General features: G+C 71.9%; 12 protein-coding genes. 6 read left to right on the top strand and 6 right to left on the bottom strand.

What is annotated here, in order from left to right; translation table 11 throughout:
• Nucleotides 1-102: 102 nt before the first annotated feature.
• The 3 genes from KWI83_RS38920 to KWI83_RS23385 are packed head-to-tail and all read left to right on the top strand — an operon-like array spanning nt 103 to nt 3,889.
• Nucleotides 103-2,082, top strand: a complete 1,980-nt coding sequence (locus KWI83_RS38920) for a glycosyltransferase (protein ID WP_308122143.1) — start codon at nt 103-105, stop codon at nt 2,080-2,082.
• Nucleotides 2,076-2,822, top strand: a complete 747-nt coding sequence (locus tag KWI83_RS23380) for a class I SAM-dependent methyltransferase (RefSeq protein WP_218516340.1) — start codon at nt 2,076-2,078, stop codon at nt 2,820-2,822. Before KWI83_RS38920 ends, KWI83_RS23380 begins: the two co-directional genes overlap by 7 nt.
• A complete protein-coding gene (locus KWI83_RS23385; RefSeq protein WP_218516341.1) occupies nt 2,819-3,889 on the top strand; it encodes a prenyltransferase in 1,071 nt (356 codons plus the stop codon). Before KWI83_RS23380 ends, KWI83_RS23385 begins: the two co-directional genes overlap by 4 nt.
• Nucleotide 3,890: 1 nt before the next feature.
• On the opposite strand, the gene KWI83_RS23390 is transcribed toward KWI83_RS23385, so the two are convergent.
• Nucleotides 3,891-4,187, bottom strand: coding sequence for a hypothetical protein (locus tag KWI83_RS23390; protein WP_218516342.1), 297 nt, complete (start codon nt 4,185-4,187; stop codon nt 3,891-3,893).
• Nucleotides 4,188-4,345: 158 nt separating this feature from the next.
• On the opposite strand from KWI83_RS23390, the gene KWI83_RS23395 reads away from it, so the two are divergent.
• Genes KWI83_RS23395 through KWI83_RS23405 form a run of 3 tightly spaced genes read left to right on the top strand, consistent with a single transcriptional unit; the run spans nt 4,346 to nt 7,930 of the window.
• Nucleotides 4,346-5,617, top strand: coding sequence for a hypothetical protein (locus KWI83_RS23395; protein WP_218516343.1), 1,272 nt, complete (start codon nt 4,346-4,348; stop codon nt 5,615-5,617).
• Nucleotides 5,614-7,191 (top strand): VWA domain-containing protein, encoded by a 1,578-nt coding sequence (locus KWI83_RS23400; protein WP_218516344.1) that lies wholly within the window; start codon nt 5,614-5,616, stop codon nt 7,189-7,191. The genes KWI83_RS23395 and KWI83_RS23400 overlap by 4 nt, the downstream gene beginning before the upstream one ends.
• Nucleotides 7,178-7,930 (top strand): hypothetical protein, encoded by a 753-nt coding sequence (locus KWI83_RS23405; RefSeq protein ID WP_218516345.1) that lies wholly within the window; start codon nt 7,178-7,180, stop codon nt 7,928-7,930. Before KWI83_RS23400 ends, KWI83_RS23405 begins: the two co-directional genes overlap by 14 nt.
• Before the next feature lie 4 nt (nt 7,931-7,934).
• On the opposite strand, the gene KWI83_RS23410 is transcribed toward KWI83_RS23405, so the two are convergent.
• The 5 genes from KWI83_RS23410 to KWI83_RS23430 all read right to left on the bottom strand — a co-directional run bounded on the left by KWI83_RS23410 (nt 7,935) and on the right by KWI83_RS23430 (nt 13,538).
• Complete coding sequence (locus tag KWI83_RS23410; RefSeq protein WP_218516346.1) at nt 7,935-8,945, bottom strand: LLM class F420-dependent oxidoreductase; 1,011 nt, start codon at nt 8,943-8,945, stop codon at nt 7,935-7,937.
• 97 nt (nt 8,946-9,042) lie between these two features.
• Nucleotides 9,043-9,846, bottom strand: coding sequence for a DUF5336 domain-containing protein (locus tag KWI83_RS23415; RefSeq protein ID WP_218516347.1), 804 nt, complete (start codon nt 9,844-9,846; stop codon nt 9,043-9,045).
• Nucleotides 9,847-10,101: 255 nt separating this feature from the next.
• Complete coding sequence (locus tag KWI83_RS23420) at nt 10,102-11,067, bottom strand: N-acetylmuramoyl-L-alanine amidase (RefSeq protein WP_218516348.1); 966 nt, start codon at nt 11,065-11,067, stop codon at nt 10,102-10,104.
• Between the two features lie 49 nt (nt 11,068-11,116).
• Nucleotides 11,117-11,785, bottom strand: a complete 669-nt coding sequence (locus KWI83_RS23425; protein ID WP_218516349.1) for a class I SAM-dependent methyltransferase — start codon at nt 11,783-11,785, stop codon at nt 11,117-11,119.
• A gap of 550 nt (nt 11,786-12,335) precedes the next feature.
• Nucleotides 12,336-13,538: a GDSL-type esterase/lipase family protein gene (locus KWI83_RS23430; protein WP_218516350.1), complete on the bottom strand. Its 1,203-nt coding sequence runs from the start codon at nt 13,536-13,538 to the stop codon at nt 12,336-12,338.
• Between the last annotated feature and the right edge of the window lie 18 nt (nt 13,539-13,556).

Genomic DNA, 13,556 nt, shown 5'->3' on the forward strand with positions numbered 1-13,556 from the left:
CCGGTAGATTCGGAGCCTCTTGAACGATCAAGTCTGCAACTTGTTCTAGATTAGCGTCCCGGCGTAATGTCGCGGGACAGTGCAGGGAGAAGGGGGCCCAGAGTGACCGCTGAGGCCAGTCAGGCGGGCTCCCCGGCGGGACCCGCGGCCGACGGCTTGCGACCGCTCCGTATCGCGCTCCTCACGTACAAGGGAAACCCGTTCTGCGGCGGCCAGGGCGTCTACGTCCGGCACCTCTCCCGCGAACTCGCCCGCCTCGGCCACCGCGTCGAGGTCATCGGCGCCCAGCCCTATCCCGTCCTCGACGAGGGCTACGACGGCCTCAGCCTCACCGAGCTGCCCAGCCTCGACCTCTACCGCCAGCCCGACCCCTTCCGCACGCCCGGGCGTGACGAGTACCGGGACTGGATCGACGCACTCGAAGTCGCGACCATGTGGACCGGCGGCTTTCCCGAGCCGCTCACCTTCTCCCTGCGCGCCCGCCGCCATCTGCGCGCCCGGCGCGGCGCCTTCGACGTCGTGCACGACAACCAGACGCTCGGGTACGGGCTGTTGGGGGACGTGGGCGCTCCCCTCGTGACGACGATCCACCATCCCATCACCGTAGACCGGCAGTTGGAGCTGGACGCGGCGGAGGGGTGGCAGCGGCGGTTGTCCGTGAAGCGGTGGTACGGCTTCACGCGCATGCAGAAGCGGGTGGCGCGGCGCCTGCCGTCCGTCCTCACCGTCTCCGGTACCTCACGCCAGGAGATCGTCGACCATCTCGGCGTCCGCCCGGACCGCATTCACGTCGTGCACATCGGCGCCGACACCGACCTGTTCTCGCCCGACCCGGCGGTGCCGCAGGTGCCGGGGAGAATCGTTACGACGTCCAGCGCGGACGTGCCGTTGAAGGGGCTGGTCTTCCTCGTCGAGGCGCTGGCGAAGGTGCGCACCGAGCATCCTGACGCCCACCTCGTCGTCGTCGGCAAGCGTCCCACGGAGGGGCCGGTCGCGCAGGCCGTGCAGCGGTACGGGCTCGAAGGCGCCGTCCGGTTCGTCAAGGGCATCTCCGACGCCGAGCTCGTCGACCTGGTGCGGTCGGCGCAGGTGGCGTGCGTGCCGTCGCTCTACGAGGGCTTCTCGCTGCCGGCGGCGGAGGCCATGGCCACGGGCACGCCGCTGGTCGCCACGACCGGCGGGGCGATTCCGGAGGTGGCCGGGCGGGACGGGGAGACCTGCCTCGCGGTGCCGCCGGGCGACGCGGGGGCGCTGGCGGCCGGGCTGGGCCGACTCCTGGGCGACGCGGACCTGCGCACACGGCTCGGCACGGCCGGACGCGAGCGGGTCCTACGGCACTTCACCTGGGCCCGCGCCGCGGAGGGCACGGTGGCCCGCTACCGGGAGGCGATCGCCCGCTCCGCGGGCCCGGAACGACGCGGCCCCGTGGGCCCGGAGCGACGCGTCCCTGCGGGCCCGGGGCAACGCCGCGAGGCGGGCCCGGAGCGACGTCCGTCCACGGGCCCGGACCAACGCCCCCCTGCGGCCGACCTCGACCGCCCCGCGCTCCAGGCCCCTGGCTCTTCTGTGGTGGCTGTGGAGCGTCCTGCGCTTCAGGGGCCTGGCTCTTCTGTGGTGGCTGTGGACGGTCCTGCGCTTCAGGGGCCTGGCCCCTCCGCGGTGGCTGTGGACGGTCCTGCGCTCCAGGCCCCCGTCCCTTCCGCGGTGGCCGTGGAGCGTCCTGCGCTCCAGAGCCCCGGCCCCTCCGCGGCCGGCCTGGGGCGCGCTGCGGTGTCGAACCCCGGCTCCGACCGGTCCGCGGTCCCGGGTCCTGGTGTCGATCGCGGTGCGGCCGACCCCGATCGCGTCGCGGCCCCAAGTCCCGGCCTCTCCGTCGCTGCAGAGGGGACAGCAGGCGGAGGCGCCCCAGCGGGTGCGGGCAGTGGGATCGGTGGCGGATCCCTGGAGGAGAGCCCCACCACCGGCGGAGCCCGCACCGGCGGAGCCCCCACCGGCGTATCCGCGAGCCATGCCACCGCGCCCCCGGAAGCCACCCCCACCCGTACCACCGGCGTCTACCGCGAAAGCAGGAGCACGTGCTGACCGTCGACTTCTCCCGGTTCCCGCTCGCCCCGGGCGACCGTGTCCTGGATCTCGGCTGTGGTGCCGGGCGGCACGCCTTCGAGTGCTACCGGCGTGGTGCGCAGGTCGTGGCCCTGGACCGGAACGGGGAGGAGATCCGCGAGGTCGCCACGTGGTTCGCGGCGATGAAGGAGGCGGGAGAGGTCCCCGAGGGCGCCACCGCGACCGCCATGGAGGGCGACGCCCTCGCGCTGCCCTTCCCCGACGAGTCCTTCGACGTCGTCATCATCTCCGAGGTGATGGAGCACATCCCGGACGACAAGGGCGTCCTCGCCGAGATGGTGCGGGTGCTGAAGCCGGGAGGGCGGATCGCGATCACCGTCCCGCGGTACGGGCCCGAGAAGGTCTGCTGGGCCCTCTCCGACGCCTACCACGAGGTCGAGGGCGGCCACATCCGCATCTACAAGGCGGACGAGCTGCTGGCGAAGATACGCGAGGCGGGGCTGAAGCCGTACGGCACCCACCACGCCCACGCCCTGCACTCCCCGTACTGGTGGCTGAAGTGCGCGTTCGGCGTCGACAACGACAAGGCGCTGCCGGTGCGGGCGTACCACAAGCTGCTGGTCTGGGACATCATGAAGAAGCCCCTCGCCACCCGTGTCGCCGAGCAGGCGCTCAACCCGCTGATCGGCAAGAGCTTCGTGGCCTACGCGACCAAACCCCACCTCCCGCGCGTCGCCGAAGAGGTGGCCGCCCAGTGACCACTCCCCGGACAGAACACCTCGTCCTGCCCGGGGTCCTCACCGCCGAGCAGGCCGCCGCGACCGTCCGCGGGATCCTCGCCGTGCAGCGGGAGGACGGGGCGATACCGTGGTTCCGCGGACACCACCTGGACCCCTGGGACCACGTCGAGGCCGCGATGGCGCTGGACGCGGCAGGCGAGCACGAGGCCGCCGAGCGGGCGTACCTGTGGCTGGCGACCCATCAGAACCAGGACGGCTCCTGGTACGCGGCCTACGCCGACGGGGCGCACGACGACATCACCGACCGGGGGTGCGAGACCAACTTCGTCGCCTACACGGCCGTAGGCGTCTGGCACCACTACCTCTCCACCGGCGACGACACCTTCCTCGACCGCATGTGGCCGGTCGTCCACGCGGCCATCGAGTGCGTGCTGCGGCTCCAGCAGCCCGGCGGGCAGATCGGCTGGAAGCAGGAGGAGGACGGCACGGCCGTCACCGACGCGCTGCTCACCGGGTGCTCGTCCATCCATCACGCGCTGCGCTGCGCCCTCGCCATCGCCGAGCAGCGCGAAGAGCCGCAGCCCGACTGGGAGTTGGCGGTGGGCATGCTGCGGCATGCGATACGCCGGCACCCGGAGCGGTTCCTGGACAAGGACCGCTACTCGATGGACTGGTACTACCCCGTGCTGGGCGGCGCGCTGACCGGCGCGGAGGCCAAGGAGCGTGTGGAGGAGGGCTGGGACCGTTTCGTCGTCCCCGGCCTCGGAGTGCGGTGCGTGGTCCCCAACCCGTGGGTGACCGGCGGCGAATCGGCCGAACTCGCCCTCGCGCTGTGGGCGATGGGCGAGTCCGACCGGGCGCTGGACATCCTGCAGTCGATCCAGCATCTGCGCGATCCGGCGACCGGCCTGTACTGGACGGGCTACGTGTTCGAGGACGACGCGATCTGGCCACGCGAGCTGACCACCTGGACGGCGGGTTCCCTGCTGCTCGCGGTCGCCGCGCTGGGCGGCCATGAGGCGACCTGCGCGGTGTTCGGCGGCGAGCTGCTGCCCACGGGACTCGACCCGGACTGCTGTACGTGAGTCAGTGCGGGCGGTGCATACGGCCCGCGATCGCGTGGCCCACGAACAGGTACACGACCGCCGCCAGCCCGTAGCCCGCGACGACGCGCGCCCAGGCCTCGTCGAAGGTGAACAGGTCGTGCGACCAGCCCGCCAGCCAGCGCGCGGCGTCGTGCACGAACTGCACGAAGTCGTTGCCGGGGTTGGCGTCCAGCAGGTACATCAGGATCCACAGGCCCAGGATGAGGGCCATGATGTCGGCGACGATCGCGATGACCGTCCCGGCCTGGTGCGCACCGTTGCGATATCTGGGGGACATGCCCTACGGGTTGCCGCTCGGACATGGCTGAAACCCGAAAGCCGCGCTCTCACAACAGGCGGCCGTTTGCCTCATGTTCGGGTGGAGTCGACCACTCCGGGGGATGATGTTCCACGGGGTCTCTGATGATCCTGCCCCCTTGAGCGGCAGGAGGGCCGTTGTCCGAGGAACCCACACTCACCACCCGCAGAACGACGCACCGCCGCGTCCCGCGCCTCGTCGTCGTCGCGCTGCCGCTCGCCCTCGCCGGCCTGCTGTCCCTGCTGATCTCCGGCAACGCGCTCCGGCCGTTCGAACGCATCACGGTCATCGAGTCGCGGATGGCGTCCAAGTCCGACTACTTCAAAGACCCCGAAGTGAAACGGCTGTTACTCAAGCACGGCATCCGCGTGGACATCCGCCGCCTCGGCTCCCGGGGCATCGCCACCCGCTCCCTGAAGGGCCTGGACGTCGTCTTTCCGTCCGGTCAGCCCGCCGCGAAGCTGATCCTGGACCGGCCGGACGACACCGGGCAGACGGTGCGCCCCTTCGTCTCCCCGCTGGTCCTCGGCACCTTCCGCGACTACGCGGAGACCCTGGTGAAGGCGGGCGTGGCCACGCCACAGCCGTCGACGGGCGGGGATCCGACCCTCTACTACGACCTCGACATGCCGAAGTTCATGACCCTGCTCGACGGCGTGGACGACCGGGGCAACCCCAACGACGGCGAGGGAGACGAGGCGGACACCTGGAACGGCATCGGCTTCAAAGCCGTCACCGGCGGCGAGCGCAGCAACAGCGGCAGCGTCCTGGTGCGGACGTCCAACGTCTGCGAGTCCAACTCCGCGGGCACCTATCTGAGCCTGCTCGCCTTCGTCGCCAACGGCGAGAAGACCCCGGGCTCCAGCCACCCCAACGACCCCCGGCGCCTCAAGGAGGAAGTGGACCGGATCGCCGCGAAGATCAAACCCCTCGTCAGCCTGCAGGGCATGTGGGCCGACGAGCAGGCCGACAGCTACTTCTCCGCCCTCGGCGAATCCATAGCCTCCATCGCCCTGATCTACGAGCACCAGTTCCTGGCCCACCAGATCGCCCACCACGACCAGCACCGCGAGCAGGACACCCGCCGCGTCCTGCTCTACCCCAAGCCCTACGCGCTCACTGAGCCGCAGCTCATCTCCCTGAGCCCGAACGGCGACAGGCTGGTCGAGCTGATCGAGGAGGACGAGGAGCTCCGCCAGCGGGCACTGGAGCTGGGCTTCCGCATCCGCTTCTCCGGTGAGGGCGGCGCCAGCGAGGAACTGGACAAGTACCTTCAGGACCACGGCATACAGAAGCCGGTCCCCAACCCGGACCAGACCAAGGCGCTCGAACCCGACCTGGACATCCTGCAGGACATCATCAACTACGTCGGCGACTGCCCGCCGCCCAACCCGGACGACGTCACATGACCCGGCTCGTACGCGCCCTGACCGCCGCGCTCACCCTGGTCCTCCTCGCGGGCCTCACCACCTCCTGCACCCAGGACCAGGACCCGGTCACCCTGCGCGTCCTCGCCAGCCCCGAACTCGCCGACATCGAGCCACTGCTGGACGAGCTGGAGGAGGACACGGGGGTCGAGCTGGAGATGGAGTACGAGGCGGGCGCGGACCTCGAAGGGCAGTACCCGGGCGGCCCGGCGTACGACCTGGCGTGGCTCGCCTCGGACCGCTCCTTCCTGCTGCGCGTCCAGGACTCCGGGGGCCGCCTGACCCGGCCCGAGACCACCCCGATCATGCGCTCCCCGGTCGTCGTCGGCCTCGAACCCGACGTCGCCGACAAGCTGAGCGAGGCCGCCCCCGAGGGCCGGATCTCCTGGGCGGACGTGGCGGACGCCGCCGCCGACGGCACCGTACGGTTCGGGATGGCCGATCCCCGGCGCAGCGACACCGGCCGCGCCGCGCTCGTCGGCGTCGCCACCGCCGCCGCCGGCACCGGACGGGCGCTGCGCGAGGAGGACGTCTCCTGCGACCGGCTGCGCGGCTTCCGCTCCGGCCAGAGCCTCACCGCGGACAGCTCCCGGGACCTGATCGACGCCTATCTGAGCAAGCCGGGCGGCGCCAACGCGCTGATCGCGCACGAGGCGGAGCTGCTGTCGCTGAACGCGGACGACCGGCGGGGCGAGCCGTTGCGGATCGTGCACCCCGACGACGGCATGGTGCTCTCCGACTTCCCGCTGCTGCTGCTCGACCAGGAGCAGCGCTCGGCGTACCGCAGGGTGGTGGACTGGCTGCTGAGCGCCGACACCCAGCGCGCGCTCATGGAGCGGACCTTCCGGCGCCCGGTCAACCAGGACGTCGAACCGTCCGAGCCGCTGCGCACGGACGTCGGCAACGCGCTCTCCTTCCCCGACCGCCTCTCCATCGTGGAGCAGCTGATCACCGACTACGGCGACCCCAGGAGCCGCACCGCCGACCAGGTCGTCTTCGTGCTCGACTTCTCCACCTCGATGCGCGGCGAGCGGATGGCCGACCTGCGCGCCGCCTTCGCCGGGCTGAGCGGCGCCGACGAGACCTCCACCGGCAAGTTCGCCCGCTTCTACCGGGGCGAACGGCTCACCGTCGTCCGGTTCGGCGGCCGGATCCTGCAGGAGCGCACGGTGACCGTGCGCGGCGACGCGGACCTTCGTGCCCTCAACCGGCTGGTCGCCGAAGGCGGTTACGACGACGCCACCGCCGTATGGACCGCCCTCGACCGGGGCTACCGCATCGCCACCGAAGCCGTACGCGACGACCCCGCGCGGCCCGTCGCGATCGTGCTGATGACCGACGGCGAGAACAACGCGGGCATCACCTACGAGGAGTTCCTGCGCCGCCACCGCTCCCTCGGCAGCGACGCGAAGGCGGTGCCCACCTTCCCCGTCCATTTCGGAGAGGCCGACGCGGACGCCCTGAAACGCGCCGCCGCCGCGACCGGCGGCCGCATGGTCGACGCGGGCCTCTCCTCCCTCTCCGACGCGTTCAAGGAGATCCGTGGGTGTCATTGATGGTCAGTGGTGGGGCCTGTGGTGGCCGTGGCTGCTCGTCTGGGCCGCCACGGCGGTGTGCTTCGGCATCGTGCTCGGATACGGGTGGCGGCGGCTGCGCAGTCGGCGGGGGCCGGGCGGGACGCACCTCGACATGTGCTTCTACCTGCACAAGCAGCGCGTCATGGACATCTACGAGGTCGGCGGATTCGCCCAGTCCCTGAGCCAGGAGGTCGCCCACCGGCTCCAGGTGCAGAACAACTACGGGCTGTGGGGCAGGCTCTTCTTCTGGATGGGCCGGGCGGAACGCGGCGTCACCCGGGAGCAGGTCACCACCTACCTCCGCGAGGCCAACCCCATGAACGTCATCGGCGTCGTCATGGACGCCATGCGCAAGGAGGACCGCGTGGTGGACGCCGACCTCATCGAGGGCGACCTCGTCCTCAACCGGGAGAGCGCCGACCGGCTGATGGACAGATACCCCGACGGGGAAATCCCCCTCAGCGCACTGGGGTTGGCGTACGTCTCCGTCACCGGCGGCTTCACCGCGAAACGGGAGGAGAACGGCGTACGGCTCAGCGCCCCGTACGGCGGCGGCGCGCATGTGGAGATCATGTGCTTCGAGGCGCAGGGCCGTGGCGACTTCCACGAGGAGCACTACTACACCGGCAAGTTCACGGCCCGCTGCCTGGGCAAGGTCCTGGCCTGGGACGAGGAGAAGAGGAAACTGACCCTCGACCCGGTCGCCATCTTCCGCTGAGCCGTCAGGAGTTCAGCTCGGCCAGCACCCGCAGGGTGTGCGGGTCCGGCGCCAGCACCAGCAGGTCGGTCACCGGGCCCTTGCGCCACAACTCCAGCCGTTGCGCGATGCGTTCACGCGGCCCGACGAGGGAGATCTCGTCCGCGAACGCCTCCGGCACGGCCCGCACGGCCTCCTCCCGCCGCCCGGCGAGGAACAGCTCCTGGATCCGCCGGGCCTCCTCCTCGTACCCCATGCGCGCCATCAGCTCGGCGTGGAAGTTGCGCCGGGCGTGCCCCATGCCGCCGATGTAGAAGCCGAGCATCGCCTTGACCGGCAGCAGCCCCTCGGCGACGTCCCGGCAGACCCGCGCCTGGGCCATGGGGGCGACGAGGAAACCCTCCGGAGCGCCGGTGAGGGAGGGCTCGTACACGTCGGTGCGCAGCGGCGACCAGTACAGCGGCAGCCAGCCGTCGGCGATCCGGGCGGTCTGCGCGATGTTCTTCGGGCCCTCGGCGCCAAGGAGGATGGGCAGGTCGGGGCGGAGGGGGTGGGTGATCGGCTTCAGCGGTCTGCCGAGGCCGGTGCCGTCCGCGCCCCGGTACGGGTGGGAGTGGAACCGCCCGTCGACCGTGACCGGGGCCTGCCGCGTGAGCACCTGCCGTACGACATCGACGTACTCCCGGGTCGCGGTCAGCGGCGAGGACGGGAACGGCCGCCCGTACCAGCCCTCCACCACCTGCGGCCCCGACAGCCCCAGCCCCAGCATCATCCGGCCGCCGGAGAGGTGGTCGAGGGTGAGGGCGTGCATGGCGGTGGTCGTGGGCGACCGGGCGGCCATCTGGGCAACGGCCGTGCCGAGTCCGATGGTTGACGTGTGGGCGGCGATCCAGGTCAGCGGGGTGAAGGCGTCCGAGCCCCACGACTCGGCGGTCCACACGGAGTCGTACCCGAGCCGCTCGGCCTCCCGCGCGAGCGCCACGTGGTCGGGGGAGGGGCCGCGGCCCCAGTAGCCGAGCGCGAGACCGAGCCGCATGCCACGCCTCCTGACGGTCCGTCAGCCGAGAGGCGTCGACTGTACGACAACGGCCCCCCGCCCGGAAGGGCGAGGGGCCGTGCGTACGGCGGGCAGGTCAGCCGCGCTGGATACCGGTCGTGTCCTGCAGGACACCCCGGCGGCCGTCCTGCGTCTGCGCGACCAGCGCCGGGCCGCGCTGCTCGACGGCCAGGTACCAGGTGCCCGGCGCCAGCTCGGCGATCGGGGTGGGGGAGCCGTCCTCCGCGAACAGCGGGCGCGGCACCGGCACCGCGAACCAGAACGGGGAGAAGTCGGCGGCGGGCGGCTGCGGCTGGCCGTAGGGCTGACCGGGCTGGCCCGGCTGCGGCTGGCCGTAACCGGCGGGCTGCTGGGCGCCGGGGTAGCCGTAACCGCCCTGCGGCTGGCCGCCGTAGGGCTGGGGGGCGGCGGGACGGGGGGCCGGGATGAGGGCGCCCTTGAGGGCGGGGACCAGCGGGGTGGCGATCGCGGCGGCGGCCATGACGAGGGTGGCGACCAGGGCGAGGATCAGGCCGATGCCGGCGTCGGGGCCGTCGGAGGAGCCGGTGCCGAAGTTGTTGGCGGCGCTCGCCGGGTCGAAGACGTTGCCGAGCGCGCTCCACGCGGCGAACACCGTGAAGGCGACGCCGAACTGACCGAGGTCGAGCCCCGCGACCTTCGGGGCCTGCGGCAGCCCACGGCCGACGATGACGAGTGCGGCGCCGATGACGCCCGCCAGCACGACGCCCATCAGTACCGGACCGCTGCCCCACAGGCTGGGCATGTCCAGGCCCTCCGGCGCGCCGTCGGACGAGTAGAAGTCGAGGAACGACGCGATGAACAGCAACACCGCTGCTCCGATCACCACGCCGTCGCCTCGAGTGAGGGAGCGGATATTCACTTCAGGTCCTTCGTAGGTCGTCTCGTCGTCGGTAGAGGCGTCGCTGTCACCATGTCGCCGTAAGGCCCCGGTGTGAAGCGCGGGGGTGACCCCTCATCGTACGAACGGACCTTATCGTCCACCCGACCACGGTGTCCGCCCGGATCAGCCCGCGAACCGCTACCGCGCAGGAAACTCACGATTCCGTTACGTCGACACCCGCGTCGGCGATGGTGAGCAGGGAGTTCGCCGATGAGCAAGCTCGGCAGGTGTTGTCTACTGCCGCAGGAAGCTTGTAATGCCGTCCGAGATGCCCTGGGCCGCCTTCTGCCGCCAGGCTCCGCTGATCAGCAGGGCCGCGTCCTTGCTGTCGCGCATGTTGCCGCACTCGATGAAGACCTTCGGAACCGTTGACAGATTGAGACCGCCCAGGTCCTGACGCGTGACGAGACCGGTGCCGCCGCCGACATAGTCGGCGGGCGCGCTGCCGGTGACGCGGACGAAGCTCCCCGCGATCCGCTCGCCGAGGTCGCGCGACGGCGCGACGATCGGCCGGGTGTCGGCGGCGCCCGCGTGCACGGACGCCGGGAGGATGACGTGGAACCCGCGGTTCCCGGGCCCGGACCCGTCCGCGTGGATGGAGACGGCCGCGTCGGCCTGCGCCTCGTTGCCGATCCGCGCCCGCTCGTCGATGCACGGCCCGTACGTCCGGTCGCCGTTCTGCGTCAGCTTCACCGTGGCGCCCTGCTCTTGCAGGATGGCGCGCAGTCGGCGGGCGACGTCGAGGGTGAACTCGGCTTCCGTGTAGCCCGCGTTGGTCGCCGTGCCGGTCGTGTCGCACTCCTTCCAGTTCGTCCCGATGTCCACCTTGCGGTTGATCTCGGCCGTGTGCTGGAAGTTGTGCGGATTGTGGCCGGGGTCGATGACGACGACCTTGCCCGTGAGCGGGCCTGCGGCGGAGGGCGCGGGCGCGGGCTCGTTGCCGGTGGAGGTCGAGGTGGAGGTGGAGGAGGCGGTGGGGTTCGCGCTCGACGGGGACGAGGGCGACGGGGACGCCTGGGCAGTCGAGGGCGTCTTGGCGTCCGCACGCGCCGACCCCGGTCCGCCGGTGTCACCCACCGCCTCGTACACCAGCCAGCCGAGCAGCGCGCCGGGCACCAGGGCCGCGACGGCGACGGTCATCGCCCCGCGGCGGGGGCGGCGGGGCGCGGGCGAATCGAACTCCGGACCTGTGTACGACACGACAGCCACCCTAGCGGCCGGGACGGCGACACCTGGTTCTCTGTACGTCTCAATGGGTGGCGCCGGGTCGGATCCCGGCGCCGGTGCGCCGCAGCACCCGCAGCGAGTCCGTCGCCGAGACCTCCGTGAAGGCGCCCGAGGCGAGGGCGCGGAGGTAGACGCGGTACGGGGCCTGACCGGTGAACTCGTCGGCCGGGTCGGGGAAGACGTCGTGGATGACGAGCAGGCCGCCGTCCGCGACATGGGGCGCCCAGCCCTCGTAGTCGGCGGTGGCGTGTTCGTCGGTGTGGCCGCCGTCGACGAAGACCAGGCCGAGGGGGGTCCGCCAGATCTTCGCCACCTGAGGGGACCGGCCGACCAACGCCACCACGTGCTCCTCCAGTCCCGCCCGGTGCAGGGTGCGGCGGAAGGTGGGCAGGGTGTCCATCAGGCCGACCTCGGGGTCGACCGTCTCCGGGTCGTGGTAGTCCCAGCCCGGCTGCTGCTCCTCGCTGCCCCGGTGGTGGTCGACGGTGACCGCGGTGACACCGGCGGCGCGGGCCGCGTCGGCGAGCAGGATCGTGGAGCGCCCGCAGTACGTGCCGACCTCAAGGAGGGGCAGCCCGAGCCGGGCCGCCTCCACGGCTGCCGCGTACAGGGCCAGTCCCTCACCCGTGGGCATGAACCCCTTCGCCGCCTCGAACGCGGCCAGGATCTCGGGCTTGGGTGCCGCGGTCATCGCAGGGCCCTTTCCGGTCGTACGTATGTTTCGCTGTTCGGCGGCCCATGCTGCCGCACGCCCGGTTGGTGGGGTGAGCGGGGGTGGGAGAGGGGGCTCGGGCTGGCTCGGAGTGTGATCGGACGAGTCATGTTGCGGTGCCTGCGGTCGGTGCGGTGGCCGGGGTGGGCGGAGAGGGGGCTGGGGCTGACTCGGGGTGTGATCAGATGGGGCATGTTGCGTTGCCTGCGGTCGGTGCCGTGACCGGGCGGTGGAGAGGGGGCTGGGGCTGGCTCGGGTCGTGATCGCCTGGCCCATGCTCGCCCCGCCCTCGGTCGATGCCGTGATCGGGCGAGGGTGGAGGGGGCTCGGGCGTGATCAGGCCGCGACTGGCTCGCCGGGGAGGGAGAGGGAGCGGTCCAGGTCGATCGGGTGGGCGTCGTGCGCTGCGGCCGTGGCCGGTGGCCCGGGCGGCGAGGAGGTAGGAGCCCTCGGCCGGGACCGTGAGCGTGCAGCTGCCGTCCTCGGCGTAGACGGTCGCGCCCGCGTGACATGGGTAACTGAGGCGTCATCAGTTCCCTGTCAGTCCCCTGACCTCTCTTGGGGCGAGGGGCCCGCCGGTGGTGAAGGCGAGTGCGGCGAAGCGTTCGCCGATGCGGCGGTGGGCGGCCGCGTCCGGGTGGAGCTGGTCGGGCAGCGGCAACTCGGCGAAGTCGGCCTCGCCGTAGAGGTCACGGCCGTCGAGGTAGTGAAGGTGAGGGTCGTCGGCCGCGCGCTGCTGGACAATCCGGGACAGTTCGGTGCGGATGACGTTCAGTGTGAGCTTCCCGGCGGCCGTCTCCGCCGGGTCGCCCGCCGCCCGGAAGCGGAGTCGACCGGCGCCGAGGGCGCTGAAGTCGAAGGCGCACGGGCCGGGGGTGTCCTCGTGGATCGGGCACAGGATGGGGGAGACCACCAGCAGCGGCGTGGCGGGGTGGCCCTCGCGGACGGTGTCCAGGAAGCCGTGGACGGCGGGGGTGAAGGCACGCAGGCGCATCAGGTCGGCGTTGACCAGGTTGATCCCGATCTTGACGCTGATCAGGTCGGCGGGCGTGTCGCGGATCGCGCGCGCGGTGAACGGGTCGAGCAGGGCGCTGCCGCCCAGGCCCAGGTTGATCAACTCGACACCGCCGAGCGCTGCGGCCAGGGCGGGCCAGGTGGTGGTGGGGCTCGCGGCGTCCGAGCCGTGGCTGATGGAGCTGCCGTGGTGCAGCCAGACCTTGCGGCCGTTGTCCGGGGCGGGTTCGACGGGGGCGTCCGTGCGCAGGGCGACGAGTTCGGTGGTCTCGTTGTGCGGCAGCCAGATCTCGACCGTCTTGGCGCGGTCGGGCAGGCCGCCGAAGCGGACGGTGCCGGGCGGGCCGGGGCGGTGCTCGGCGGTGCCGGTGGTCATGTCGATGGTGACGGTGTTGCCGCCGGTCGCGGTGGCCTGGTCGGTCAGGCGGCCGTCGACGAGCAGGTCGTACACGCCGTCCGGGCGTGGTGGGGCGCCGGCGTAGACCCGCTTGGTGGGGAGGGTGTCCAGTTCGACGGCGGTGGCGCGGGTGCGGAAGACCAGGCGTACGCCGGAGGGCTGGGCCTCGGCCATGGCGAGCTGCGCGTCGGTGTTCTGGGCGCGGGCGGCGGCGGGCAGCCGGTGCGGGAGCAGGCCGTGCGCGGTGCGCTCGACGTCGAGGGCGCCGCGCAGGAGGGCGGGGGTGAGGGTGGTGATGATTTGGGGGTTGATGGGGTGCATGGGGTTCCTGGGGTGCAT

It is taken from the genome of Streptomyces sp. TRM70350, assembly GCF_019219825.1.
Taxonomy (GTDB): Bacteria; Actinomycetota; Actinomycetes; order Streptomycetales; family Streptomycetaceae; genus Streptomyces.